The 26,385-nt window shown below is 45.6% G+C and carries 21 protein-coding genes; 15 read left to right on the plus strand and 6 right to left on the minus strand.

What is annotated here, in order from left to right:
• Window positions 1-148 precede the first annotated feature (148 nt).
• On the minus strand, window positions 149-1,903 hold the full coding sequence (locus ACLIIY_RS25535; RefSeq protein WP_434529526.1) for an HD domain-containing phosphohydrolase: 1,755 nt from the start codon (window positions 1,901-1,903) through the stop codon (window positions 149-151).
• A gap of 71 nt (window positions 1,904-1,974) precedes the next feature.
• A complete protein-coding gene (locus tag ACLIIY_RS25540; protein WP_434528765.1) occupies window positions 1,975-2,484 on the minus strand; it encodes a flavodoxin in 510 nt (169 codons plus the stop codon).
• A gap of 213 nt (window positions 2,485-2,697) precedes the next feature.
• On the opposite strand from ACLIIY_RS25540, the gene ACLIIY_RS25545 reads away from it, so the two are divergent.
• The 4 genes from ACLIIY_RS25545 (at window position 2,698) to glgC (ending at window position 8,188) form a co-directional block, all read left to right on the plus strand.
• Entirely contained in the window at window positions 2,698-3,171 is a 474-nt protein-coding gene (locus tag ACLIIY_RS25545; RefSeq protein ID WP_005441905.1) for a CreA family protein, read from the plus strand.
• 130 nt (window positions 3,172-3,301) lie between these two features.
• The gene (locus ACLIIY_RS25550) at window positions 3,302-4,606 is read left to right on the plus strand and encodes an inosine/guanosine kinase (RefSeq protein ID WP_009704476.1); all 1,305 of its coding nucleotides are present in this window, start codon (window positions 3,302-3,304) and stop codon (window positions 4,604-4,606) included.
• 237 nt (window positions 4,607-4,843) lie between these two features.
• Window positions 4,844-6,592 (plus strand): formate--tetrahydrofolate ligase, encoded by a 1,749-nt coding sequence (locus ACLIIY_RS25555; protein WP_434528766.1) that lies wholly within the window; start codon window positions 4,844-4,846, stop codon window positions 6,590-6,592.
• Between the two features lie 381 nt (window positions 6,593-6,973).
• Window positions 6,974-8,188, plus strand: coding sequence for a glucose-1-phosphate adenylyltransferase (gene glgC / locus ACLIIY_RS25560; protein ID WP_264406014.1), 1,215 nt, complete (start codon window positions 6,974-6,976; stop codon window positions 8,186-8,188).
• A 99-nt stretch (window positions 8,189-8,287) separates the two neighbouring features.
• On the opposite strand, the gene ACLIIY_RS25565 is transcribed toward glgC, so the two are convergent.
• Together ACLIIY_RS25565 and ACLIIY_RS25570 are read right to left on the minus strand one after the other, a co-directional pair.
• Entirely contained in the window at window positions 8,288-11,452 is a 3,165-nt protein-coding gene (locus ACLIIY_RS25565; protein ID WP_434528767.1) for a chitinase C-terminal domain-containing protein, read from the minus strand.
• A 277-nt stretch (window positions 11,453-11,729) separates the two neighbouring features.
• On the minus strand, window positions 11,730-12,611 hold the full coding sequence (locus tag ACLIIY_RS25570) for an AraC family transcriptional regulator (RefSeq protein WP_020197048.1): 882 nt from the start codon (window positions 12,609-12,611) through the stop codon (window positions 11,730-11,732).
• 181 nt (window positions 12,612-12,792) lie between these two features.
• Between ACLIIY_RS25570 and ACLIIY_RS25575 the strand changes: the two genes are divergently transcribed.
• The 7 genes from ACLIIY_RS25575 to ACLIIY_RS25605 all read left to right on the plus strand — a co-directional run bounded on the left by ACLIIY_RS25575 (window position 12,793) and on the right by ACLIIY_RS25605 (window position 19,255).
• Complete coding sequence (locus tag ACLIIY_RS25575; RefSeq protein ID WP_434528768.1) at window positions 12,793-13,941, plus strand: iron-containing alcohol dehydrogenase; 1,149 nt, start codon at window positions 12,793-12,795, stop codon at window positions 13,939-13,941.
• Window positions 13,942-14,208: 267 nt separating this feature from the next.
• Entirely contained in the window at window positions 14,209-14,847 is a 639-nt protein-coding gene (locus tag ACLIIY_RS25580) for a lysoplasmalogenase (protein WP_038894845.1), read from the plus strand.
• 135 nt (window positions 14,848-14,982) lie between these two features.
• Window positions 14,983-15,717, plus strand: a complete 735-nt coding sequence (locus ACLIIY_RS25585) for an amino acid ABC transporter ATP-binding protein (protein ID WP_009704483.1) — start codon at window positions 14,983-14,985, stop codon at window positions 15,715-15,717.
• 3 nt (window positions 15,718-15,720) lie between these two features.
• On the plus strand, window positions 15,721-16,518 hold the full coding sequence (locus ACLIIY_RS25590; RefSeq protein ID WP_434528769.1) for an amino acid ABC transporter permease: 798 nt from the start codon (window positions 15,721-15,723) through the stop codon (window positions 16,516-16,518).
• A 9-nt stretch (window positions 16,519-16,527) separates the two neighbouring features.
• Complete coding sequence (locus ACLIIY_RS25595) at window positions 16,528-17,346, plus strand: transporter substrate-binding domain-containing protein (protein ID WP_434528770.1); 819 nt, start codon at window positions 16,528-16,530, stop codon at window positions 17,344-17,346.
• Between the two features lie 76 nt (window positions 17,347-17,422).
• Complete coding sequence (locus ACLIIY_RS25600; protein WP_258491294.1) at window positions 17,423-18,343, plus strand: amino acid ABC transporter permease; 921 nt, start codon at window positions 17,423-17,425, stop codon at window positions 18,341-18,343.
• 93 nt (window positions 18,344-18,436) lie between these two features.
• Window positions 18,437-19,255 (plus strand): EAL domain-containing protein, encoded by an 819-nt coding sequence (locus ACLIIY_RS25605; RefSeq protein WP_434528771.1) that lies wholly within the window; start codon window positions 18,437-18,439, stop codon window positions 19,253-19,255.
• A gap of 113 nt (window positions 19,256-19,368) precedes the next feature.
• On the opposite strand, the gene ACLIIY_RS25610 is transcribed toward ACLIIY_RS25605, so the two are convergent.
• Window positions 19,369-19,908 carry an RNA-binding S4 domain-containing protein gene (locus tag ACLIIY_RS25610; protein WP_005441925.1) on the minus strand — a complete coding sequence of 180 codons (540 nt, stop codon included), beginning with the start codon at window positions 19,906-19,908 and terminating at the stop codon, window positions 19,369-19,371.
• Window positions 19,909-20,034: 126 nt separating this feature from the next.
• Here ACLIIY_RS25610 and ACLIIY_RS25615 point away from each other — a divergent pair, with 126 nt between their 5' ends.
• Window positions 20,035-20,988: an endonuclease/exonuclease/phosphatase family protein gene (locus ACLIIY_RS25615; RefSeq protein WP_434528772.1), complete on the plus strand. Its 954-nt coding sequence runs from the start codon at window positions 20,035-20,037 to the stop codon at window positions 20,986-20,988.
• Here ACLIIY_RS25615 and cra read toward each other — a convergent pair.
• Complete coding sequence (gene cra / locus ACLIIY_RS25620) at window positions 20,978-21,973, minus strand: catabolite repressor/activator (protein ID WP_434528773.1); 996 nt, start codon at window positions 21,971-21,973, stop codon at window positions 20,978-20,980. The genes ACLIIY_RS25615 and cra overlap by 11 nt on opposite strands.
• 426 nt (window positions 21,974-22,399) lie before the next feature.
• On the opposite strand from cra, the gene fruB reads away from it, so the two are divergent.
• From fruB to fruA, 3 genes are read left to right on the plus strand one after another with little or no spacing between them, the layout of a single operon-like run.
• Entirely contained in the window at window positions 22,400-23,533 is a 1,134-nt protein-coding gene (gene fruB / locus ACLIIY_RS25625) for a fused PTS fructose transporter subunit IIA/HPr protein (protein WP_005441930.1), read from the plus strand.
• 11 nt (window positions 23,534-23,544) lie between these two features.
• Entirely contained in the window at window positions 23,545-24,519 is a 975-nt protein-coding gene (gene pfkB / locus ACLIIY_RS25630; protein ID WP_434528774.1) for a 1-phosphofructokinase, read from the plus strand.
• 19 nt (window positions 24,520-24,538) lie between these two features.
• Complete coding sequence (gene fruA, locus ACLIIY_RS25635; protein ID WP_122070502.1) at window positions 24,539-26,284, plus strand: PTS fructose transporter subunit IIBC; 1,746 nt, start codon at window positions 24,539-24,541, stop codon at window positions 26,282-26,284.
• Window positions 26,285-26,385: the final 101 nt, after the last annotated feature.

Below are 26,385 nucleotides of genomic sequence, written 5' to 3' on the forward strand. Positions count from 1 at the left end.
CATGATAGGTAAGTTTAGAAATGTTTAAACGACAGACTTGGCATTTCGTAGAAATGAGAAAGAGGAATTAATGATTTTCTAAGCAAGATCACCGAATGAAGCCCCTAAATTAAGAAATATGAAACTTCACTCGGTACAAAAGGAAAGATTAAACGTCGTAATCTGGATATAAATAACGCACTTCTATAAAGTCGTCCAAATTATCCAATAACAATTGGCTCAACGTTGGATCAAAGTGTTTGCCTTTTTCACGCGTAAACAGATCCACAACTTCTTCCACCGTCCAAGCTCGCTTATAACAGCGTTCACTCAGTAAGGCGTCAAAAACATCGGCAATCGCCACAATACGTGCAAAGAGATGAATCTCCTCACCCTTTAGGCCATTCGGATAGCCAGTACCGTCCCAACGCTCATGGTGTTCATGAGCAACAATGGCGGCCAACTTAGTGATTTCGCCTTCACGATTGTTCAGCAATTCATAACCTTTCACCGTATGGCGCTTCATGATTTCCCATTCAGCCTCATCTAACTTGCCACTTTTGTCCAAGATAGATTCAGGAACCGAAATCTTACCAACGTCATGCATTGGGCTGATGACTTCAATCATCTCAACTTCCCGATGGCTTAACCCGCAAAACTCAGCCAAGGTCGCAGACAATCTAGCAACACGTTTAACGTGCTGTCCTGTCTCACCAGAGCGCAATTCAATCGCCTCGCCAAGAACGTGAATCATCTCCTTTTGAACGCTCAAGGTACGCTTTTGTAAGGTCACTATCTTGCGGTTCTTCTGATCGATCACCTTACGCTGGCGAATGGTCATAAACTGACTAACAATCACCAAAGAAAGCAGAACTATCAGCGCACAAGCAAAGAGCAACAGTTTGATATTAACTTTAACTGCAGGAGGAGGTGCATTGATAATGTGGGCTGATTTAGGAATGTCGTAGCGACTGATACCATATTTCTGAATGGCCACGAAATCTAAAACGGCTTCAGAAATCAATTCGTTCTCGGTTTTGGTCATCGATAGACCCAACTTGGCAGCCATTAGCTCTGCGGCTTCGTGACCATATTGCTTCGAACGATTTAAGAATCCACCTAAGATACCCGGTTCTTCTAAGTACATTTCCCACAAGACAAACACAGGCGCAACACTTTTAGCACCAATAACGTGTGCCACTTCTTGGTATGAATGGTAGTGGCCTTGTTCCGCTTCTGTGTTGAAATGAGTCAGCAGTACGGCATCATTCGGATTGATCTTTGAGAGCCTATCCGCAGCTTCTGCCAAAGGTTCATCCCGAAGCTCAATCAAATTGATTTGAGGAAACTTCTTCATCTCTTCTACAACACGAGCATGAACCAGTTCCGATGTCATGCTTCTGTCGGCGAGATAATACAAGTTCTTTATCTGAGGACGTAGCTTAATGATGAGCTTGATGTTTTCGATAACTTTATCTTGTTCATACAAGATACTACCGGAAGTGCTTAAAGAGTCTAGCGTCGCTTGTGTGTTATTGATGCCAACGGCCACCAAAGGCACAGCGCGCTCGTCGTTTGGTAAGTAACGTTTAGAAAATTCTAATGCAGCGTCGTCCGAGATGATGATGCCGTCAAACTTGTAGTTTTGATATTTGAGCTGCAGATAGTTGGCCATGTTTTGAAAATAGCCATCTGAGTGCACGCGCTTGGCATCTAGGTATTCGATCGACAGTTTGACTTCGCTGTTGGTTTGCTCAAAGCCCTCTTCGACACCACGTTGAATGTCATTGGTCCATTGATATGAAGGCTCATACGAATGTAAAACCAGTACTTTTTTGATTTCCCAATCCGTTTGGTCAGCATTGACTGCGGCCGTCCCTAGGCATAAAAATAGAGCCAATAAACGCGTCAAACGCATAACCATGTGTCGCCCAGCCGAGAAAGAATGTTGTTGCACATATTAAATGCCAAATCCCCAACTGGGACCGACATTGATCAATTTTCTACGACTATTGTTTCACACAACTTTTGATCGTCGTTCAATTTTTTCGCCAAATCACACACAAACTGCGATTTATCCAAGTTTTGAGAAACACTGATGTCAGAAACAAGTGTGTTGCCTTCATATTGGCTGACAATTGCCGCTGCTACAGCCTCGCCTTGTTTAAAACCGACATAAAGCTCAAACTCAGGTGTCAAAATGATCTGAGTTAAGTATTCCACGATCATTTCCTGCTCGTGCTTATCCGACCAACGTTGTGACTGTAGAATCGAAAACATCACGGTAAGCCTATGAAAATCAACAAGGAAGATGTCGTCCCCTGTTAACTCTTGCCCGTTTTCTAAAAGCGTAGTTTTATCGACAGCATCGTAGGTTAAAGCGTCGAGCATTCGAGTATATATGGCTCGCCCTTCAATGCTTTCTTTAGTAGGAAATTCGACTTCTACTAAATCATGCAACCACGCATTTTTTCTGTTGATGCTTTCTAATTGTTGTTGGTTCATTTTCTTACCTTAAGCGCTGCAAGCCTAGTGTTTTACAGCGAATGAAAAACAGGACTTTGATTAGAAATGTAGGCGTCATCTGTTCTGGAGCGGTACATTAGCATGAAGCCTCTTACAAACCTAGCTAAACTCCTGAGGTAACGCCAAATTTTGTTTTAAGTGTGTGCGTCTGATAAATTGAATTAATAAATTAGCCTAATTAAGGGATGAAAAATGAAGAAAAGCTTGCTTGCTTTGGGTTTGGTAACTGTTCTGGCTGGGTGTAGTGATAATGAAGTGGGTGACGTATCACTGGGTATGTTCACAATGAAAGACATCAAAATCGGCCACCTACAAGACGAAGTCGTGACGGGTGTAACCTGTCATATTGCTTCTATCGAGGCGAATTTAAGCTTGTCTGATCCAAGTGACAGTTCTATTTCATGTCGTCAAACAGGTGACATCACGCCAGAGATGATTGCTAAGATTGATAAAAGCAAATCTGGTGAAGTCGTCTTCAAGAAATCAAAAAGCATCTTCTTCAAGACCATGAAAGTACGTCGCATCTACGATCCAGAAAACCAAACGCTACTTTACTTGTCTTACACAACCAAAGAGACAGAAGGCAGTTTCAAACATAGCTTATCAACTGTTCCTCTATATGGCACAAAAGCTTATGTGGAACCGACTGTAACACCTACAAATTAACCCCAATTTGTGTGTAAAAACAGCAGCCCGTTGAATTTTTCAGCGGGCAAATTTCTTTGCAAGAAAACGGAACGATTTTCAAAATTTTGTGATACAATCCCGCCTCTTTTTTTCTCACTCAAGAACAAGCATGAAGTTTCCTGGTCAGCGAAAATCTAAACACTACTTTCCAACTCACGCTCGAGATCCATTAGTAAACCAAATTCGACAAGCACCGAAATTGTACCGCCCTACGGTCGTTGGTGTGGGTCAAACCATCGTAGATATCGAAGCGCGCGTAGATGATGCGTTTTTAGAAAAATACAACCTAAGTAAAGGACATTCTCTCGTTCTTGAAGAGAGCAAAGCGGACGCACTGTACGAAGAGCTAGTAGAACAAGGTCTGATTACTCACCAATACCCAGGTGATACTATCGGTAACACACTTCACAACTACTCCGTGCTTGCGGACAGCAAATCAGTGCTACTTGGTGTTATGTCAAAGAACATTCAAGTTGGTTCTTTCGCTTACCGTTACCTATGCCGTACCTCTTCTCGTATGAACCTAAACCACCTACAAACCGTAGATGGTCCAATTGGTCGTTGTTACACGCTGATCACTCACGATGGCGAACGCACTTTCGCGATCAATGAAGGTCACATGAACAAACTCTCTCCTGAGAGCATTCCAGAAGAAGTATTTACCAAAGCATCTGCTCTGGTTGTATCTTCTTACCTAATGCGTGGTAAAGAAGAAGATCAAATGCCTCAAGCCGTTCAACGTGCGATTGAGTTTGCTAAGAAGCACGAAGTCCCTGTAGTACTGACGCTTGGTACTAAATATGTGATCGAAGGCAACGCTGAATGGTGGCAAGAGTACATTCGCGAGAACGTATCTGTTGTTGCCATGAACGAAGAAGAAGGCGCAGCACTGACTGGCGAAGGCGATCCACTTGCAGCAGCGAATAAAGCGCTGGAATGGGTAGACCTAGTTCTTTGTACTGCAGGTCCTGACGGTCTTTACATGGCGGGTTACACTGATGAGAAAGTGAAACGCGAAACGACGCACGATATTCTTGAAGGCTCGATTGAAGAGTTCAACAAGTTTGAGTTTAGCCGTGCAATGCGTAAAGACGATTGCCAAAACCCAATGAAAGTGTACTCACACATTGGCCCTTACCTTGGTGGTCCACTTGAGATCAAGAACACCAACGGTGCCGGTGATGCAGCATTGTCAGCGCTTCTACACGACATGGCGGCGAACTCGTTCCACCATAAGGAAGTGCCAAATTCTGAAAAACACGAAGTACGCTGCCTAACTTACTCTTCTCTATCTCAGATCTGTAAGTACGCAAACCGTGTAAGCTACGAGGTGTTAACTCAGCACTCTCCTCGCCTATCAAGAGCACTACCAGAGCGTGAAGATAGCCTAGAAGAAACCTACTGGGATCGCTAAGAACCAAGTACTTAGAGCAATAAATATGCGAAGGTCACCATTTGGTGGCCTTTTTGTTTTGATCTAGCGCAGTAATTAGTGGTTTTTGTTATGATGTAGCACGCTAAGGCGCACGAACTGCTTTACACCTCGTTTTTTACCAGTATTATTCTCGCGCAAACGTTTGCGCAACACCTGCTAAGTCTTTTGCTTGCTTGATGTTGAACGCCACGTGTTAGCCATTTTTTTGGAGTATCCATGCAGTCTGATATTGAAATTTGCCGAAACACACCGTTGTCTTCTATCGCTACCGTTGCTGCGAATGCCGGTCTTTTACCACAAGAGTTCGATACACACGGAAAACACAAAGCTAAAGTTCATCCCCAATGTCTTGATCGCTTAAACGCAAATCAAGACGGCAAGTTGGTGTTGGTCACTGCAATCACACCTACCCCTCTGGGTGAAGGTAAAACCGTAACCACAATCGGCCTTTCTCAAGGTTTATCTAAGATCAACCAATCTGTAATGGCGTGTATCCGTCAACCATCAATGGGGCCAGTCTTTGGTGTCAAAGGTGGCGCTGCAGGTGGTGGTTACTCCCAAGTTGCACCAATGGATGAGTTAAACCTACATCTCACTGGTGATATTCATGCGGTAACAGCGGCACATAACTTGGCCTCTGCCGCATTAGATGCTCGCCTTTATCATGAACAACGTGAAGGCTACGAGGCATTCGAAACTCGTACTGGCTTAAAAGCGCTAAAGATCGACGTCGAAAAAATCACTTGGAAACGCGTGATGGACCATAACGACCGTGCACTGCGCATGGTTAAGATTGGTCTCAATGAAGAAGGCAAAACCATCAATGGGTTTGAACGTGAAGAAGGTTTTGATATCTCTGCCGCTTCTGAGCTAATGGCGATCCTCGCTTTAGCTAAAGACTTAAAAGATTTGCGCCAACGCATTGGCCGTATCGTCGTGGCTTACAACTTAGACGGCCTACCAGTGACAACTGAAGACTTACAAGTTGCCGGAGCAATGGCTGTCACGCTAAAAGAAACCATTGCCCCTACTTTGATGCAAACGCTAGAAGGTGTGCCAACCCTGATCCACGCAGGCCCATTTGCAAACATCGCCCACGGTAACTCTTCCATCATCGCAGACCAAATAGCACTAAAGCTCTCTAGTTACGTTGTCACTGAGGCAGGTTTTGGCTCAGACATGGGATTCGAGAAAGCGTGTAATATCAAAGCGTCTGCAGCAGGTCGTGCACCAGATTGTGTCGTGATTGTCGCTACGTTACGTGGTTTAAAAGCAAACTCAGGTCACTATGATCTACGCCCGGGTATGGCTATTCCGGATTCAATTTTTAATCCGGACCAAGGGGCGCTTGAAGCAGGGTTTGAAAACTTAAAGTGGCACATTAACAATGTCCACAAATACGGTATCCCAGCGGTGGTTGCCATAAACCAATTCCCACAAGATTCTCAGGAAGAATTGGCTGCGCTTAAGGCGTTGATTCACGAATTTAACCCTGAAGTTAAGGTGGCCGTCAGCACAGCATTTGGTCAAGGTGGTGAAGGAGCCGTAGAACTAGCGCAACACGTTGTTGAAACGTGTGAACAAGCTTCGGATTTCCGCCCTCTTTACCGCAAAGAGCAAACTCTAAAAGAGAAACTCATGGCCGTTTGCGAAGCAGGTTACGGCGCTGCAAACATTGAAATGAGTCAACTCGCGACGCAACAGCTAAAGCACTTTGAACAATTGGGCTTTGATGAACTAGCGGTATGCATTGCGAAAACGCCGCTCTCCATTACCACTGATTCAGCTGTAAAAGGAGCGCCAAGTGGCTTTAGCGTTCCTATTCGTGAGCTTCGTTTATGTGCAGGTGCGGGTTTTGTTTACGCGCTTTCAGGTAATGTTATGACCATGCCTGGTTTACCGGATAAACCCGCGTTCATGAATCTCGATCTTGACGATCAAGGCAATATTATCGGCCTTTCATAGTGTGAAACGTTTATCTAAAACAAACAGGAGCCATGGTGCTCCTGTTTTCATTTTAAATGACCGCTAATTTATTGTTTTTAAGACCCTTTACACTGTAAACTGAAGCCACAAAATTAGAGTATTCACTTCATTTCACCAATTCGGTGCAGCAACAATTTCCTCACTCCCTAATATAGTGCAATAAATAATACCCCACCTCTAAAGGGCATTGATTTTATTAACAAAATCCAATGGCTCGAATCTTGTACTACGTTATATAGCACAACCATTTATAAGTTCAAAGGACACTCAACAACGTCACTCGAAAGCCACCAGCAGTTGGCTAACTCCTCAGGCTTTAAGTTGCTTTCGATGTACGTAACATAAGGGAAAGGGAACATTATGCAAGACGCACTCGCAGTAATCTTAGCTGGCGGTATGGGATCAAGGTTGAGCCCTCTTACCGATGATAGAGCCAAACCAGCCGTTCCATTTGGCGGTAAATATCGCATCATTGATTTCACGCTAACTAATTGTCTTCATTCAGGTTTAAGAAAGATATTAGTGTTAACTCAATACAAATCGCACTCGCTGCAAAAGCACTTACGAGATGGTTGGTCGATCTTCAATCCCGAACTTGGTGAATACATCACTGCAGTTCCACCTCAAATGCGCAAAGGTGGTGCATGGTATGAAGGCACGGCAGATGCCATTTACCACAACATGTGGCTGTTATCTCGAAATGACGCTAAGTATGTCGTCGTTCTGTCCGGTGACCACATTTATCGCATGGACTACGCAGCAATGCTGGAAGAGCACAAAGAAAACGGCGCGAAGTTAACGGTCGCATGTATGGATGTGCCTGTCGAAGAAGCGACTGCGTTTGGCGTAATGGGCATTAAAGAGAACGGTTTAGTCGAGTCCTTTGTCGAGAAGCCTAAGAACCCACCTACTATTCCTAACGACCCAACTCAGAGTCTAGCGTCTATGGGGATTTACATCTTCGATATGGACGTTTTGCAAGATGCGCTCGAAGAGGACGCAAAACTCGAAGATTCAAGTCACGACTTTGGCAAAGACATCATTCCAAAACTCATCGATTCTCAATCAGTTTATGCTTACAAATTCTGTGGTAGTAAAGGACGTGTAGACAAAGACTGTTACTGGCGCGATGTCGGTACCATTGATTCTTTCTATGAAGCCAATATGGACTTGTTAGAACCCGTCCCACCAATGAACTTATACCAACCAAACTGGGCGATTCGCACCTACGAAGCTCAGTTTCCACCAGCAAGAACGGTATCTTCTGCGACTGGTAATGAAGGTATTTTCATTAACTCCATCATTGCAAACGGCGTAATCAACTCAGGTGGTTCAGTCCAACACTCGGTTATTGCATCGAATGTGCGTATCCATGACAGCGCGACAGTAGTCGACAGTATTATCTTTGACGATGTCGAAGTTGGTGAAGGTTGTCAGTTGGTAAGTTGTATCATCGATAAACATGTTCGCATCCCGCCGCACACTCAAATCGGCATGAACAAAATTGAAGACGCAAAACGATTCCATGTGTCAGAAAAAGGCATTGTTGTGATTCCAGAAGGCTATGAGTTCTAACCTTTGCACTTAGCTATTCGTCATGGCAATTCCCACAAATGCACCAAATAAAAAGCGCGCGATGTGAATCGCGCGCTTTTACTATCCAACTAATCTGAATTAGACATTACATACTGTAGACCAGCTACCATCGCTACCCGGCTCTGACGCAGTCCACCAGTTCGCTTGGTATACCACACCATTGTGAATCACTTTTTCACCTTGGTTAGCGTGGCTTGGGTTACCTTGCCAATCTGTTTGCGGAAGATCTGGGTAAGTAACTAGACCCGTAGTATCACATGTACCCGGCTCAGTACCACCGCCGCCGCCAGTACCAGAGTTTAGGTCGCCAATTGGTAGGTCTGGTTGTTCAAACTTGAACGCAAACTCTTTACCGCCAGAAATTACCGTGTAGTTAGCTGGGCCAGAGATTGGTAGGTAGTAAACCATATCAAGTTCGTAAGTGCCGCCCGCTGGTAGGTCTTTCCATGCTGGTAGCGAGAAAGATACGCGGTGCATTACACCATCCAAACCACCAATGTTGTTCGCACGAGTATGACCAGAAGCAATCACACTTAGACCGCCGCCAGACTGGTCTTTCGCGTTATCCGGAGCAGATACAGGAATGTCGAACTGGAATTCTGTACCACCAGGAATCGCTTGACCCGTGTTGTTTGTGAACGTGATCTTAGGGTTGATTGGGTAGTTTTGGTCACCAACTTTGAAACCACCAACACTAACAGCAATATCTACTGCTTCTGTTGGAATTGCACCAGTTGCGATCTTGTTACCGTAAGGCGTTGCAGACTTAAACTTGTCGTAAATCGCTTTAGTCATAGTGTTACCCATATGGTATTCACCATTACCCGCAGCACAAGCTTGTTCTGTTGCATCAATCGTCGTACGGTTACCGTTCGCGTCTAGTACGTAACAGTTATAGTCACCTGCTAGCTCCCAGAACATGATACCGCCGATTTCTTTGTCGATAACGTAGTCCGCTTTCACTTCAACAGACGCTTTGTCCTCTGTTGATAGGAATACGCTCTTCTCAGCATTCCATAGCCAAGGGGCTACAGCAACATCATCGTAATGACGCGTGTAAGAACCGACAAACTTATCGGAAGGATCATTTACAGGGTCAAGACCATAAGCTTGAGCGTAAGAACCCCAAATGCCCTTCTCTAGGTTCTTCGCGTGCCACATTGGGTTTGAACCTGCGCCCATTTCGTTGCCTTTAGGGTCAGTATCATGCCACATGTTATCGATACCGATAGCGCCGTGACCACAGTTGTTCTTCTCACCTTCGCCAGTACCTGGAGCACACTCTGATTGATTAGGAAGTGCCGCGCGGCCCCACAGACCGTTATCACCACCAGTTACACCTTGCCAACCACGGGTGTAGTAAGGCACACCAATGTTAATACGACCTGCTGGCATAGAGCCACGGAAGTAATGGTAAGCCCAGTCAGTGTTCAAGTAACCAATACCGCCGTAAGCAGCCGTGCCGTACACGTTCCATTGAGCAAGCTCAGAGTCTTTACCCGTATCGAACAATGCCGCGTTGTGACCAACGTGGTCGTTCCAAGCACCATGCAAATCGTAAGTCATGATGTTCACGTAATCGAGGTACTTAGTGACGTCGAACGTTTCCATACCACGCAGTAGGTAACCAGAAGAAGGCGCGGCGATAGTCAGCATGTAGTGGATGCCATCTTGGGCAGATGCCGCATCCAATTTCTCACGCAGAACTTTCATTAACTCTTGGTAAGAAGCCCATAGGTATGGACGACGCGGTTCCATAAAGTCTTTATCGTAAGGGTTACCAGCGCCCGCCATTGATGTTGGGTACTCGTAGTCGATGTCTAGGCCGTCGAATTTGTAGGTACGCATCATTTCAACAGCAGACGTAGCAAACTTCTCGATACCCGCATGGTTAATCGAACCATCTGCGTTGGTCGTCATGGTGTAGAAACCACCGTCAGCTACGCGGTTGCCATCAGCACCGAAGTGACCGCCAGTTTCAGCCCAACCACCAATTGAAATCAGTGTTTTAACATCATGTTTTTGCTTGTAAGTTGCTAGCGCACCGAAGTGACCTTTAAAGCCAAGTGCTGGATCTACTTCTACGCCCGGCCAAGTTTTACCTGTTGCAGGGTTCGTTGGGTCTGTCACATCACCTACGTTTACTTTGCCGTCTGAACCAATACTGACGAACGCGTAGTTAATGTGTGTAAGTTGATCCCATGGAATGTCTTTTACTAAGTAAGCGGCTTGTGGGTCATCACCACTTCGCCAGCTAGTGAAGTAACCAATCACACGACGTGGGTGATCTGCACCCATTAACTCACGACCTTCTTCATCGTAAATTGTACAGTAAGGAACATCGACACCAGCCGTTTGGTAAAGACCGTCAGGACGACAGTTCGATGTAATTGCACCGCCATTCACTGTTAGAGATACAAGAGAAGAATCTGTTGTTGCGCCTGCATCGTCCGTCGCTTTCGCGTAAATAGAAACACTGCCCGCTTGTGCTGGCGTGAAATCTACCGCGTATGGTGCTGTTGTTGCTGTACCAACAAGAGAACCGGCAGCGAAGAATTCAACTTTCGCCACTGTACCATCCGCATCAGCGGCATTTGCTGTAACGGTAACCGTCGCGCCTAGTTCAACAGAAGTCGCTGAAAGAGCGACATCTACAGTCGGCGCTTCATTACCTGGTTGACCTGCGTTTACTGTAAGCGTTACGGCACTCGCAACACTCACAGCGTTTTTATCATCATACGCTTTAGTCGAGAATTCGTGCGCACCTTCAGTCGCCGTCCATGAAGCAGTGAAAGGTGCTGCGGTAGAGGTACCGACCAATGCGCCATCAACAAAGAATTCAACCTTACTAATTGAACCATCCGTGTCAGCAGCGTCTGCGGCAAGATTTACAACATCTCCAGCAGTGATAGAAGCCGAAGCACTAGGCGATGTTAACGTCACAGTAGGCACTTCATTAACTGGTGGATCTACAGGGCCAGTGCCACTACAAGCACCTAGATTTTCCCACTCTCCCCATTCACCTGCTTGCGCTGGATTATTGTTTTGAGTCCAGTAGCGCGCTTTATAAGCGTTACCTTCGTGCTGAACTTGATCACCGCCGTTATAAACCTTCGACGAATCCCAAACTTCTAGAGGTGCACAATCAACCGCTGCATAGCTGTTGAAGGCCATTAGACAAGACGCAGTTAATGTACTGAGTGTAAAGGCACTCTTCACTGCTTTCCCACTTCTAAGGTGCATATTGCTCTTCCTTAAGTTATTGTTAATACAATACAAAATACGCTTAACTAACACGTATAGTTACTTTTGTTTCGACGTAAAATAACTTAAGTACAAGTGCAGCATTTCACACTATGTATTTATAAATTTTCAGCAGCACCTCTCAAGAATCCACTAAATGATTGCAACAATTAACACCTTATTTTGCACCAACAACTAATTTCATTACCCAAATAAATATGTCGATCGCAAATTATTAAAAAAGATAAAAAAAGTCCTACTTTTGAAATAAAGATCACTAAGCCTTTGTTGATCTGGGTGTTTCGTTGAAGTGGCGCTTGTACTCTCGACTGAACTGTGATGGGCTGCTGTAACCCACAAGGCGCGCAGCATCGTTCACTCGGCGACCTTCTAACTGAATCAATTCTCGTGCCTTGTTTAAACGCACCTTTTTGATGTATTGCAAAGGCGACTCTAGAGTCACACTTCTAAACGCTTGGTGGAATGCAGAGACACTCATGTTCGCTTCTTCCGCCAAGGTTTGTACATTGAGTTGTTCGTGGTATTCCTGATGAACGCGGTTTAGCGCTTTTGCTACCCTTGCGTAAGAACCTTCTTGGTGTGCGAGCTCAAACAGTACATGACCGGATTCACTCACCAGCGTGCGATACACAATTTCTTCTAACAGCATGTCACCAAGCATCGCGACTTCAAGATCGCTACACAATGCCGTCATAAGGCGCTTGCACGCATCCAACATTTGGTCGTTCATGCGTACCGATTTCAACCCACAGCGAGTGTCATCCTCACAAACATTACTGAAACGTTGTGATTCCAACTTCTTGACCAGCTTTTGCAGCATGGCGGGAGAAATGTCGATGGAGATTCCCAATAAAGGCTCATCATCAACAGCAATCGCTTCACACTCAAGTGGCATGGGTACACCGACAACCAAATAGTCATCTGGGCCATAACGTACTGGTGTTTGGCCAATGTGAATGTTCTTGTAGCCTTGTCCCAAAACGATGATGCCAGACTGGTACACAAACGGTTGGCGATTGTTCCCTTTGCTACTGCGGTAGAACCATACCCCATCAATGGCGGTTTCTTTGATGCCCTCTAAATCGTCTAAACCAAATTTAGTGGCGTATTGCTGCATGATCTCAGCAAGTGTCTTCATCTTGTCACTCCAATAGTTATGCACGCACTATACTTGGAGTTCTGATTACAGTTCCAGCATAAGAAACGCATATTTGTAGAAATAGGCAATAAATTTGCAGAAATCGGCCTACTCGTTCTCACAATCGCGTACTAATATGCATGTATTCACTCTCCTCACATTGGAAGCAAGAGGTCTAATAATGAACTTTTCATACGTCAACCCAACTCAAATCTTCTTCGGCCAAGGCCAAATCGCAGCAATCAAAGAAGCGATCCCTGCCGATCAAAAAGTGCTCGTTATCTACGGTGGTGGTTCTATTAAAAAGAACGGTGTTTACGACCAAGTAGCACAAGCATTAGAAGGCCGTGAATGGCTTGAGTTTTCAGGTGTAGAGCCAAACCCAACAAAAGAGACGCTAGATAAAGCAGTTGCTATCGTAAAAGAGCAAAACGTTGACTTTATCCTGGCTGTTGGTGGTGGTTCAGTTATCGATGGTTCTAAGTACGTTGCTGCATCTGCAAAATACGACGGTGACGGTTGGGACATCATGGTAGGCAAACATCAAGTAACAGAAGCAACACCGCTTGCTGCGATTCTTACTTTGCCAGCAACAGGTTCTGAGTCAAACATGGGCGCAGTAATCACTAAGAAAGAAACCCAAGACAAATTGGCATTTCTAGCGCCTGCTGTTCAACCAAAATTTGCTGTGCTTGATCCAGACGTAATGAAAACTCTACCAGAGCGTCAGCTTATTAACGGTCTAGTTGATGCATGGGTACACGTATGTGAGCAATACCTAACGCTGCCAACTGGCGCAATGGTTCAAGACGGTTACGCAGAAGCGCTACTTAAAAACCTAAAAGTATTGGGTGATCAGTTCGCGCAGCGCGATAACGACCAATGGCGTGCGAACCTAATGTGGACAGCAAACCAAGCATTGAACGGTCTAATCGGTAGCGGCGTTCCTCAAGATTGGGCAACGCACATGATTGGCCACGAGCTGACTGCACTATGGCACGTAGACCACGCTCGTTCACTAGCGATCATTCAACCATCTCTACTTCGCAACCAAATGGAATTCAAACGTCCTAAGCTTGAGCAAATGGGTCGTAACGTATTTGGCTTGGCAGAAGGTGAAGATTTGGCAGAACGCACAATCCAATCGATTGAAGCTTTCTACCATCAACTAGAAGTCGCGACTCAACTGGAAGGTTACGGTGATGACCGTCAAGCAGCTATCGATGCTGTGATTGATCAACTGAACAAACACGGCATGACGGTTCTTGGCGAAAACCAAGCAATCGACCTAGAAAACAGCCGTAAAATTCTAGAACTTGCCGTTGCATAACGACTCGATCTATTAAATTACTGCCTTTTTTGACGGCATTGTGTCTACGCGGACACAATGCCGTTTTTTTATGTTAATTTAGCGCAACATTGACAACTCGATAAATATTGAACTTTTCTGCTAGAAAACTAACAAATAAGCGATGGTTCGATGTTGTTATGTAAGCCGATGACCAAAAACAAACCAAGTGCTTACTATTCGAAGTGTCATTTTTTAGCTTGCTCATAAAAAGATGAGCGTTTAGTCGTCTATTCAAGAGTTATTCGTATGTGGCTGATTGTCATAGCTTGTGCGTTGATACATATCATCAGTATTAAGACTGGCCCAAAGTGGCTATTCTTTTTGACCAAACCGCTTCCGATCGTCGCCATGATTGGAATGCTACTCCTATCACCTTCAAATCACCTTCCCTACACTCAGTGGATCATCGCCGGTCTGTCCATTTCGCTTATCGGTGACTTAGTCATGATGCACCCGAAAGACAAGTTCATTCTCGGTATTAAGCTATTTTGCCTAGCATTAATTTGTTACGCCTTAGGCTTCATTAATATGGCAGCTTGGCACTTTACACCTTGGTTGCCTTTTGCGGTATTCGGCGTCGGTCTCTGCGCTTATTTCTTTTTTAAACCCGATTTGGGGAAAGAGAAATGGTCTGTCGCCAGTTACATCTTCGTCCTCATGGCCATGTTGTGGATGTCGATGGAATACTATGCCAGTGGTAAAACCCAATCTTCCGCATTTGCAGTTTTAGGCAGCTTTGTCTTTACTTTATCCGGTGCGGTTTTGGCGTTTGAACGCTTCGGTGGCACGTCGATTTTCTCTCGACAAGTTGTCATGACCACCTACTATTCCGCCCAATATTTAATCACGATGTCCGTGTTCGCCATAGTGATCCGTTTCCTCTAAAACTGACTATATTATCGGTTAGTTTTATCACGAGTTATTTGCTCACCAGTTGGACAGTTTATGCTTGATTAACAGGTGCAATACGGTTAATAACTTGTTATTGTAGAAAGAAATTTATTCTAAAAGTTGGCAGCCTTGAAAGAGAAAAATATCGTTGTTGAGTTCAGCGGCGTAAACAAGTGGTATGGTGAATATCACGCCCTCAAAGACATTAATTTTTCAGTACATACCGGTGAAATCGTTGTTGTTTGTGGCCCTTCCGGTTCAGGTAAATCAACACTCATTCGTTGTATCAACCACTTAGAATCCATCCAAGAAGGTGAACTCAGCGTCTTCGAACAACCAGCCGATTCTAAAGCTCAAAAACCTGGCAAAGTCGGCATGGTGTTCCAGCACTTTCATCTGTTTCCACATCTTACCGTGTTAGAAAACCTCACTCTTGCTCCTATCCGCACGTTAAAGCTATCCAAACAAGAAGCCGAAGAACGTGCAATGCATTATCTCAAGCGTGTGAACATCGAAGAGCAAGCCAATAAGTATCCGATTCAACTTTCTGGTGGTCAGCAGCAACGTGTTGCTATCGCGCGTTCCCTTTGCATGGAGCCCGATCTATTGTTGTTTGATGAACCGACTTCGGCACTCGATCCTGAGATGATCAACGAAGTGCTAGACGTAATGGTGGAACTCGCACAAAGCGGCATGACCATGATTTGTGTGACGCACGAAATGGGCTTTGCTAAAAAAGTGGCGAATCGAGTGGTGTTTATGGACGAAGGTGAAATCATCGAGATGAACTCCCCAGTAGCCCTTTTCGAAACACCGCAGCATCCACGAACCCAAGCGTTTTTGAATCAGATTCTGAGCTACTAGCCTATGGTAATTCGAATCCTAAAATCTGTTTTACAAGCCATATTACAAATCGCCATTCTTTTGATAGCGATCGTGTGGGTACTCGATTCCGGCGCACAAGCGATGGGGTACCAATGGCAATGGGAACGTGTACCCGATTACATCGCCGTTTACGAAGATGGTGAGTGGTGGCCTGCAGAATTGGTCGATGGTCTTATCGTCACCTTAAAGATTTCGGCCATCAGTCTTTTCTTCACATTAGTGATAGGCTTCGTCACCGCCCTCTTGCGACTCAGCAACTCCAAAGTTGGTAACGCGATCGGCACCGCTTATGTTGAGTTGATTCGCAACACCCCATTACTGGTGCAAATATACCTACTCTATTTCGTGTTTGGCCCCGTCATTGGGTTAGATAGATTCAGTACCGCTGTTTTAGCACTGTCACTGTTCCAAGGCGCTTATACCGCAGAGATCTTCCGTGCGGGCTTAAACAGCATTCCAAAAGGTCAGTTTGAAGCAGCCAAAACCTTAGGCTTATCACCTTTGTTTGCCTACAAAGACGTGATTCTTCCTCAGGTACTTCAACGCACTTTACCACCGTTGACTAATGAAGTGGTGTCACTGATTAAGAACTCTTCAATCGTCAGTGTGATGGCAATATTCGACCTGACAACCGAGGCAAGAAACATCGTATCTGAGACGGCGATGCCGTTCGAGATCTGGTTTACTGTGGCAGCAATCTACCTTGCTCTCACACTATCACTTTCTGGCTTATCCGCTTGGCTAGAACACAAACTAGGAGCCAGTTGGCGCAAATTATAAGGAGATAACATGAAGTTATTCAAAGCGACCATTACTGCATTATTAGGGCTTGCAATTGCTTTACCTTCATTAGCCAATGAAGAAGCAACAACACCAAACGTTGATCAAATCAAAGAGCGTGGCACGCTGCGCGTTGGTATGTCGACATTTGTACCTTGGGCAATGCGTAATAAACAAGGTGAGTTGATTGGTTTTGAAATCGATGTGGCGAAGCGACTCGCAGCGGATACAGGCTTAAAAGTTGAGTTTGTACCGACAGCGTGGGACGGCATCATCCCTGCTCTTCTTGCTAAGAAATTCGACGTAATCATTGGCGGCATGTCGATTACGCCAGAACGTTCAAAGAGCGTATTGTTTACTGAACCTTACTCGCACTCAGGCGTTCAAGTAGCAGCAAACAAAGAGCTAGCGGCGGGCTTTAGTGAGTTTTCAGACTTTGATTCTCGCCGTGTGAAAATCGCCGCTCGTCGTGGCGCGTTCACAGTGCAAGTAGCGCGTGAGACTTTCCCTAAAGCGAAGATCCTTCAGTTTGATGACGATGCACAAGCATTCCAAGAAGTATTGAACGGCAACGCACACGCAGTAATTGCATCAAGCCCGAAACCGGAACATGAAGCAATCAAGCATGCAGACAAACTGTTCATTCCATTTACTGAGCGTCTATCCAAAGGTAACGAGGCATTCGCGGTTCGCCTAGGCGAAGAAGATAAAAAAGCCTTCTTTAACGAGTGGATTGAAGCTCGCACCCAAGACGGTTGGCTAGATGAGCGTTACGAATACTGGTTCTCAACGCTAGATTGGCAAGACCAAGTTGCACAAGGTCAGTAACCTTAATCGTCGCAATAATTAATAACACCGACTCGTACTGTGGGTCGGTTTTCTTCTCTACTATCGGAGTTAAACCTTGAGCGGACAAACCACCACTCGCGTTGCACCAACCAAAGCAAAATCAGGCTTCTTCTTGAGTCGTTTTAACCTACTCGATTGGGTACTGCTTGCCATCTGCGCGTTGGCTGGGGTTTGGCTCTATCATCGTTCTACCGTTGGCGTAAACTACATCTGGCATTGGAAAGAAGCAATCGACCTCTTGTTCACCCCAAGAGCAGATGGTGGCTTGCCGTATTTCTTCCAAGGTCTAATCTCAACGCTGCGCTTAAGCCTTTGGGGCATCATTTTTGCTCTCGTATTAGGTACATTGCTTGGGGTAGCGCGTTTTTCAGATACAGTTTGGTTGCGAACGCCTGCTAACGCATTTATTCAATTGGTACGAAACATTCCACCTTTGGTGTTCGTCTTCATCTTCTACTTTTTCATCTCTAACCAGTTAATCCCATTACTTGGCTTGGAAGATCTTCTTCGTAACTATCGCGGCGAACCTAATGCGGTTCAGCACTTCTTCTTTGGCCCTGCTAACCTATGGGAAAACCTTGCATCCGGCGTGCTTTGTGTGGGTTTGCTCTCTTCTGCCTACATTGCTGAGGTAGTTCGTGCGGGCTTGCAAAGCGTCGATAAAGGCCAGTGGGAAGCGGCAGACTCACTTGGTTTATCTCGTTGGGTGAAATACCGTTTCATCATCGCACCACAAGTGCTTAAAGCGATTACACCTGCACTTGCAGGACAAACCATTTCACTGGTTAAAGACACCTCTATCGTTTCGCTGATCTCGATTCAAGAAATGACCTTTGTCGGCACAGAGATGGCGAACTCATCAGGTTACATTTTCGAAATCTGGCTAATTGTCGGCTTCGTTTACTTCCTGATTTGTTTCGGTCTATCAATGTTTTTTAGATACATCGAGAAAAAATCGGAATCTATTTCAAATTAACTCAATAGGCTTCAAAAATAAGACAGCGTAGCGCTTCAAATAGGAATTCCATCCTGTTACAGTCGTTTTCATGCTAATTTTTTGGCGTTTTTCATGGAGTTAAAGAAGCAGTCCGATTACGAGCAGTACATAAGGCAGGACAGCCTTGGCGAATACTACGTTGTGCTCAATCAATATACTTTCCACAGTGTTTATCAGCCAATTTTTGATAAACACCAACAAATGATCGGGATGGAAGCCCTGCTGCGTATTCGTGGTGCAGATGGCACGAATATTCGACCGGATCTCTTCTTTGCTGATGCCAGCATCGATGCTTACTTCCGACTTTGTATTGAATTTCTCTCCCGTGCGATTCATATCCGTAACTTTGCTTGTCACTTTGCAGGATCACCAATCAAGCTGTTTCTTAACGTCATGCCACAAACCTTGCTGACGCTGACCAAAGACATGGGCTTTAAAGACAATGGCCTGCTCTACAAACGGCTGTTTGAGTTAGGTATGGAACCTTCTGATGTGGTCTTTGAAGTCGTTGAGGAATCTTGTGGTGATACAGAACTTTTGATTCAAGCAGTGCAACTCATGAGAGCAAACGGCTTCTTGTTTGCGATTGATGATTTTGGCTCTCACCATTCAGATATGTCACGTGTTAAGCAGCTTTGCCCAGACATCATCAAAATAGATCGCTCTTACCTACTCGATTATTGCTCTGGTGACACATTAGCGATCGCCAATGCAGTAGAGCTTGCTGAAGAGATGAACGCAAAAGTGGTCATCGAAGGTGTCGAAGAAAATACACAGCTTTCAGCCATGCAAGCACTGAACTTGGATTACTACCAAGGCTTTTATCTGGCGAAGCCACACTCGATTCACCATTGGACTGAGCAAAAAGAAACAGCCAAAGTGCTACATTAAACGCGATACCACAGATACAGATTAAAATGTTTTAGATACAAAAGCGCCGCCAAGGTTACTCACCAAGGCGGCGCTTTTCTGTTTACGTCGATTTTAATATCGAAACGAATCGCTTAGAAGAAGTCGATAGAGTTACGACCACTCTTAGGATCGCGTGCAACCTGTGGCTTTTCCTCTTTCTTGCCTTTCTTAGCTGATTGAGACAATGCTTCTTTTTGTGCTTTACGCTCTTTGTGTGCGGCTTTACGACCGGTAGATTTAGGCCCTTTAGCGCTTGGCTTGTCGTTCTTTTTCGAGCGAGACTTTTCTTTACGTGCCGCTTGCGCTTCTTTCTTCGCCTTCTTCTCTGCTTTTTCTTCGGCAGTTTCAGGTTCAGTTACTGGCGCGTCACATACAACAACATAGTATTCTTGGTTGAATTCGAAGAAATCGCCGTCGTACATTTTGCGACGTTTACGAGTTTCAAGCTCACCGTTTACGGCAACGTAACCTTCTTCGATGATGTGTTTTGCTTCACCACCACCACTCACCAAGTTCGCGATTTTGAAAAGCTTGTACAGCTCAATTGGGTGCGCGTCAACGTCGATACCGATCGCTTCGATCTCAATCTCTTCGCCTTCTAAATACTCTTCGTGTTCGTAATCTTGGGTCATGTTCGTTACTCATTTTTCTTGATGAACGGAGTTTAAACGGAATGCGTACAAATAGAAACGTGATCTTCACTCATCTTGTCCAATTGGGTATATACTCACCCAATAACTCCTTGAACGAGCGATATTTTGTCTAATAAGAACCACATTACCTTTGCCACCGCCAACCTGTTTAACTTTGTTGCACCACCTGGCGCGTATTACGACTTCGAGAACATTTACTCTCGCGACGATTGGCAAGACAAACTCGCTTGGACCAAATCGCAGTTCGAACAACTTAATCCCGACATCATCGGCTTACAAGAAGTATTCAGCATCGAAGAAACCAAAACCTTCTTTGCTGAAATCGGTTATGAACACTTTGCTTGTGTCGATACGCCGCACATTGAAGGCGATTACATTTATTCTCGCCCACTCGTTGCAGTGGCCTCGCGCTTTCCGATTGAGAGCTTTGAAGCGGTAACGTTCGATAAAGACACGCTCATTGCCTTTGGTGATATCGACGCGCCACCTTTTAGCAGAAAACCTGTTCGTGCCTGCGTTGTTCACCCAATTATTGGTCATCTCTCTGTGTACGTCACACATCTGAAGTCACAGCGCCCTGCCGATTCAACCACTCCAGAACAAGCGAGCAGACCGATTGCCCGTTGGCTATCTACGCAACAACGTGGTTGGGAAGCGGCAATGCTTCGTGACGCAATGCAAAGGCAATACGCTTTGAACCCAATGCCAACAGTATTAATGGGTGATATGAACCAAGGCATTACTTCAACCAGCGTTAACAATGTTTTGACTGAGCATTACGGTGACAGCGTCACTGATTTACAGCTCAATGACGGATGGGAATTGCAAGTAACACCCTCATTGGAGTCAAGACCAGCAACGCACTACCACTTTGCGAAAGGAAACGTGTTGGATTACATCTTGTTGTCGCAAGAGTTTGATGCGCACGCCGATGTATCAATAGCAGAAGTCACGAACTACCAAGTGCTGGATGCACACTTAATCAATCCGTCTTTTGAGAGAGATAAAAACGCCAGCGACCACGCATTTGTGGCGCTGACGGTAGAAATTAAGCTTTAGTGTCGGTGTGGCGCTTTACAATCTTACGCGGAATCAACTCTACACCCGCTTTATAGCGTTTAGCTGAGGCATTAAGCGCCAACTCCATTGCGCTGTCGGCAATCAGCTCAAACTGCTGCGGAAGTGAGTTGATTTTGATTGGAAGAAAATCAAGCAAGCGGTTATCACCGAAGGTAGCCAAACGTACTTTGCCCATCAACTCTGGCTTTTCTAACATCACATCCAATACGCCTTCTAATAAGGTGTAAGACATGGTCACCACAGCATCCGGCAACTTGCCCTTTTCGATCCAACCTTCGAGCACCTTCTTGCCTTCTTCACGCGAGAAGTGCTGACCATAGCCAACCAAAACACCAGTGCTACCTCGCTGACAAGCCGAACGGAAACCAAGTTCACGCTCTTTAGAGACTTGCAGTTCTTCTAACGCACCAATCAAACCAATCGAATCAATCTCTGAAGACAATACCGATTCGGTTAGCTCAAACGCCGCATCGAAATCTTCGCTGATCACACAACAGAAGTGCTCATCATCCATAGGACGGTCAAGTGCGATAACGGGCGTACCTGAGTTTTGAAGCTTTAGGTAATACTCGCTCGCTGCTGGCATACTGCTCGCAACGAATAGTGCATCAATACGACGACTCACAAGCGCCTCTGCAACCTTTTGCTCCGTTTGCGGATCATCATCAGAACAGCCAATCAAAATTTGGTAGCCCGCTTTGCGCGAGTTCTGTTCAATCAGTTTTGCTAAACGTGCGTAACTGGTGTTCTCTAAATCTGGAATGATCAAACCGAACGAACGTGAGTTGCCCGCTCTTAAAGAAGATGCGGCGTGATCCGGTTTGTAATTGTACTGCTCAACCACCGCCATGACTTTCTTTTGAGTCTTTTCGCTGATGCGGTATTTCTGCGCTTTTCCGTTAATCACATAGCTTGCCGTGGTCTTTGAAACCCCAGCTAATTTCGCTATTTCATCCAGTGTCATATTCTAAGCCCTATTCTGTGCGCGGGATCATATTAATACATCAACGATCCTTCGATAAGTTGAATTATATGCTGAACCGATTCAGTATAAAAGCTGAAAGGATTCAGCAAAACTCAAAAATTGACGAGAATCACCAAAATCAAGCAATAGCGTCTCCCTTTGCTAGGCTTTAAAAGCATTGAGACACTGAGTGGTTAAGTTTCGATTTTAAAAACAGTTTCGCTGAGTGTTTTAAAAAATTTGACCAAGTGCTGAATCGATTCAGTTTCTTTTGTTCAGCAAATTGTTGTTAAGCAAAACCGTCTCTAATAGAGAAATGACGAACAAAGACACGTTCAGCAACCATAGATAAACGGCGTTACGCAAACAAAGTACTGCGTAGCCAAGATGAATTAGAAATAGATACCTTAAGGCTGGAGAAGCACCATGCTTAAGCTAAGTAAGAACGACATTACCCTATCTCAATCCGCTACAGATAAGTTTGAAGCGATCAAAAGCATCGCTCAGAGCCTGACAGACAAAGGTCTGGTTGAACAAGGCTATGTAGAAGGCATGCTAAATCGTGAAAACCAGAACTCTACGTTTCTAGGTAACGGTATCGCGATTCCACACGGCACAACTGACACGCGCTCAATGGTGAAAACCACGGGTGTTGCTGTTCACCACTTCCCAGAAGGCGTTGAATGGGGCGACGGCAACACAGTTTACGTTGCTATCGGTATTGCGGCGAAATCAGACGAGCACTTGGGCATTCTTAAGCAGCTAACAAAAGTACTGGGTGCGGACGGCGTTGAAGAGCGTCTACGCAATGCGAAAAACGAAGACGACATCATTGCCCTACTTCATGGCGACGTTCAGTTAGAAGCGGATTTCGATGCTTCTCTCATTCAATTGCTATTCCCAGCAAGTGACATGATTCAAATGAGCGCAGTTGCTGGCGGCCTACTTAAAAACACAGGTTGTGCAGGTACAGAGTTCGTTGCAGACCTAGTAACAAAAACGCCAACGCATCTAGGCCAAGGTCTATGGCTAGTGGGTAGTGATAAGCAAGTAACTCGTACTGGTGTTTCTTTTGTATCAACAGCCAATGATTGTGAATTTGAAGGCGAGAAAGTACGTGCTCTAGTTGCGTTCGCAGCTTGCAACAATGCTCACCAATCTATCTTAAGCACGATTTCAAAGCTTGTGTTTAACAACGAACACAGCAAATTACTTGATGCTTCTGCTGAACAGATCCTTGCACTGTTCAAAGGCGAAGAAATGGCAACAGAAGCGGCTGAGGATGGCAACACAGCAATCTTCAAAATCAAAAACGCTCACGGCCTACACGCTCGTCCTGGCGCAATGCTAGTTGCTGAAGCGAAGAAATTCGAATCTACCATTCGTGTGGCAAACCTAGATGGCGACGGCAAAGCGGTAAACGCGAAGAGCCTAATGAAAGTTATCGCGCTAGGCGTGAAACACGGCCACCAGCTTCAATTCTCTGCTGAAGGTCCAGATGCTGCACAAGCGCTTGAGTCGATCGGCAAAGCAATCGCATCTGGTCTTGGCGAAGGTTAAGGGGCGAGAGAATGACAGTATTGAAAACAAACAAAGCCGTTACCATCACGCTTAACCCTGCCCTTGATCTAACAGGTTCGCTGGACTCAATTAAAGTGGGTTCTGTCAGCCTAGTTGAAAAGAGCAACCTACACGCGGCAGGTAAAGGCGTAAACGTAGCGAAAGTACTTAGTGACCTAGGTGCAGAAGTAACAGTGACGGGCTTTCTTGGCAAAGACAACCCAGAGCTCTTCCACCAGCTATTCAGCGATATCAAGGTTAAAAATGAGTTCGTTGAAGTCGAAGGCGCAACTCGTATCAACGTGAAACTGGTTGAAGCAGATGGCCAAGTAAGCGACATCAACTTCCCTGGCGTTCAAGTTACGGCAGAAGAAATCGCGCGCTTTGAAGAAACCCTATTCCGCCTTGCAGAAACACACGATTACTTTGTATTGGCAGGCAGCCTACCGGGTGGTGTTACTGCAGAGCAATGCGCGGCATGGATTGAGAAGCTGCATCAGCAAGGCAAGAAAGTCTTGTTCGATAGCAGCAAAGCAGCACTACGCGCAGGCATCGATGCTCATCCTTGGTTGATCAAACCAAACGACGAAGAGCTAAGTGACTTTGTTGGCGAGCACCTTTCAACGCCAGAACAATGCCAAGAAGCAGCGCAAACGCTGAGCGATAAAGGCATTGAGAACATCGTAGTTTCTATGGGTGCAGACGGCGTGATGTGGCTTAACCAAGGTGAATGGCTACGCGCACAACCACCACGAATGAATGTAGTAAGCACTGTTGGCGCTGGCGACACGCTTGTTGCTGGCTTGTGCTGGGGTCACATGCAAGTGATGCCGAAAAACGATTTACTGCGCTTCGCTACTGCGCTTTCTGCCCTAGCAGTGAGCCAAGTTGGCGTTGGCCTAACCAGTCAGGAAGAACTGGAGAACATCAAGCTCCAAACGCAAGTAACCGAGCTTTACCCTAATACGAACTTAGACAAAAACTAAGGAACAGAAGGTTATCAGTATGAATATTGCCATTATTACAGCTTGTCCAAGTGGTGTTGCGAACAGCATCATTGCGGCAGGTCTACTAGAACAAGCAGCGGCGAAGCTGGGTTGGAACGCAAAGATTGAATGCCAATCAAGCGTGGTTGAACCAACACTGCTGACAGACGCTGACATTGAACAAGCAGAAGCGATCGTAATTGCGGCTAACACTCCAGTTGATACTTCTCGTTTCGTAGGTAAAAAAGTCTACCAAGCAGATATCAGCACCGTAGCGAAAGACGCATCCGCTTTCTTACAAACTGCGGTTGAAAGTGCAGCAACGCTAGAGCAAGCAACCACAGTTGCGGCGCAAGTAGCAGCACCAGCAGAAAGCGCATCTGCAACTAAGAAGATTGTTGCTATCACAGCATGTCCAACCGGCGTCGCACACACCTTTATGGCAGCAGAAGCGCTAGAAGAAGAAGGCAAACGTCGTGGTCACCAAATCAAAGTGGAAACGCGTGGCTCAGTAGGTGCGAAAAACCAACTGACTGACCAAGAAATCGCAGACGCAGATTTGGTCATCATCGCAGCAGACATCGAAGTACCTCTTGACCGCTTTAACGGCAAGAAGATGTACCGCACTAAAACAGGTCCAGCACTGAAGAAAACAGCGGAAGAAATGGACAAAGCGTTTGAACAAGCAAGCGTATACCAACACTCTGGTTCTTCTAGCGCATCATCAGCGACAGAAGAGAAGAAAGGCGCGTACAAACACCTAATGACAGGTGTATCTCACATGCTTCCAGTTGTGGTTGCCGGTGGTTTGATCATCGCCCTATCCTTCGTATTTGGTATCGAAGCGTTTAAAGAAGAAGGCACGCTAGCAGCAGCGCTAATGAACATCGGTGGTGGCTCTGCATTCGCATTGATGATTCCAGTTCTTGCTGGTTACATCGCTTTCTCTATTGCTGACCGTCCGGGTCTGGCTCCGGGTCTCGTTGGCGGTATGCTAGCAAGCTCGACTGGCGCAGGTTTCCTTGGTGGTATCGCAGCAGGTTTCATTGCAGGTTACGCTGCTAAGTTCCTTGCGGATAAAGTAAAACTTCCACAATCAATGGAAGCACTTAAACCTATCCTTATCATCCCGTTCGTGGCGACATTGTTCACGGGTCTCGTGATGATTTACATCGTGGGTGGTCCAGTATCTGGCATCATGAGTGGCCTAACTGATTTCCTAAACAACATGGGTTCAGACAGTGCGGTTCTACTGGGTATTATCCTTGGCGCGATGATGTGTTTCGACCTAGGTGGTCCAGTAAACAAAGCCGCTTACGCATTCGGTGTAGGTCTATTGGCTTCACAAACTTACGCGCCAATGGCTGCAATCATGGCAGCAGGTATGACACCGGCACTAGGTATGGGTCTTGCGACGTTCATTGCTAAGAACAAGTTCGAGCAAAGCGAGCGTGAAGCAGGTAAAGCATCATTCGTTCTTGGTCTGTGCTTCATCTCTGAAGGTGCAATCCCATTCGCAGCGAAAGATCCAATGCGCGTAATCCCATCATGTATGGCAGGTGGCGCACTAACAGGTGCTCTATCAATGCTGTTCGGTGCAAAACTGATGGCACCACACGGTGGTTTGTTCGTACTGCTTATCCCTAACGCAATCTCACCAGTGCTAATGTACTTGGTAGCAATCGCAGCAGGTACAGCGGTAACAGGTTTCACTTACGCGTTCCTAAAGAACAAAGCAGAAGCGAAACAAGAAGCAGCTGCTTAATCGTGACTAACTCGCTTAGACGGCTCTAAGCAACGATTAACAATGCCTCCCTCGATTTGGCATTCGACACCTCCCTCTGGCCTCGGCATTGGGAGGTGTTT

The sequence above is a fragment of the Vibrio sp. K4 genome, assembly GCF_051122595.1.
Classification (GTDB): domain Bacteria; phylum Pseudomonadota; class Gammaproteobacteria; order Enterobacterales; family Vibrionaceae; genus Vibrio; species Vibrio owensii.

Excerpts from the sequence above, each read along its gene's own strand:
- ACLIIY_RS25535 (WP_434529526.1), bottom strand. The coding sequence starts at position 1,903 with ATGGTTATGCGTTTGACGCGTTTATTGGCTCTATTTTTATGCCTAGGG.
- ACLIIY_RS25540 (WP_434528765.1), bottom strand. The coding sequence starts at position 2,484 with ATGAACCAACAACAATTAGAAAGCATCAACAGAAAAAATGCGTGGTTG.
- ACLIIY_RS25545 (WP_005441905.1), top strand. The coding sequence starts at position 2,698 with ATGAAGAAAAGCTTGCTTGCTTTGGGTTTGGTAACTGTTCTGGCTGGG.
- ACLIIY_RS25550 (WP_009704476.1), top strand. The coding sequence starts at position 3,302 with ATGAAGTTTCCTGGTCAGCGAAAATCTAAACACTACTTTCCAACTCAC.
- ACLIIY_RS25555 (WP_434528766.1), top strand. The coding sequence starts at position 4,844 with ATGCAGTCTGATATTGAAATTTGCCGAAACACACCGTTGTCTTCTATC.
- glgC (WP_264406014.1), top strand. The coding sequence starts at position 6,974 with ATGCAAGACGCACTCGCAGTAATCTTAGCTGGCGGTATGGGATCAAGG.
- ACLIIY_RS25565 (WP_434528767.1), bottom strand. The coding sequence starts at position 11,452 with ATGCACCTTAGAAGTGGGAAAGCAGTGAAGAGTGCCTTTACACTCAGT.
- ACLIIY_RS25570 (WP_020197048.1), bottom strand. The coding sequence starts at position 12,611 with ATGAAGACACTTGCTGAGATCATGCAGCAATACGCCACTAAATTTGGT.
- ACLIIY_RS25575 (WP_434528768.1), top strand. The coding sequence starts at position 12,793 with ATGAACTTTTCATACGTCAACCCAACTCAAATCTTCTTCGGCCAAGGC.
- ACLIIY_RS25580 (WP_038894845.1), top strand. The coding sequence starts at position 14,209 with ATGTGGCTGATTGTCATAGCTTGTGCGTTGATACATATCATCAGTATT.
- ACLIIY_RS25590 (WP_434528769.1), top strand. The coding sequence starts at position 15,721 with ATGGTAATTCGAATCCTAAAATCTGTTTTACAAGCCATATTACAAATC.
- ACLIIY_RS25595 (WP_434528770.1), top strand. The coding sequence starts at position 16,528 with ATGAAGTTATTCAAAGCGACCATTACTGCATTATTAGGGCTTGCAATT.
- ACLIIY_RS25605 (WP_434528771.1), top strand. The coding sequence starts at position 18,437 with ATGGAGTTAAAGAAGCAGTCCGATTACGAGCAGTACATAAGGCAGGAC.
- ACLIIY_RS25610 (WP_005441925.1), bottom strand. The coding sequence starts at position 19,908 with ATGACCCAAGATTACGAACACGAAGAGTATTTAGAAGGCGAAGAGATT.
- cra (WP_434528773.1), bottom strand. The coding sequence starts at position 21,973 with ATGACACTGGATGAAATAGCGAAATTAGCTGGGGTTTCAAAGACCACG.
- fruB (WP_005441930.1), top strand. The coding sequence starts at position 22,400 with ATGCTTAAGCTAAGTAAGAACGACATTACCCTATCTCAATCCGCTACA.
- pfkB (WP_434528774.1), top strand. The coding sequence starts at position 23,545 with ATGACAGTATTGAAAACAAACAAAGCCGTTACCATCACGCTTAACCCT.
- fruA (WP_122070502.1), top strand. The coding sequence starts at position 24,539 with ATGAATATTGCCATTATTACAGCTTGTCCAAGTGGTGTTGCGAACAGC.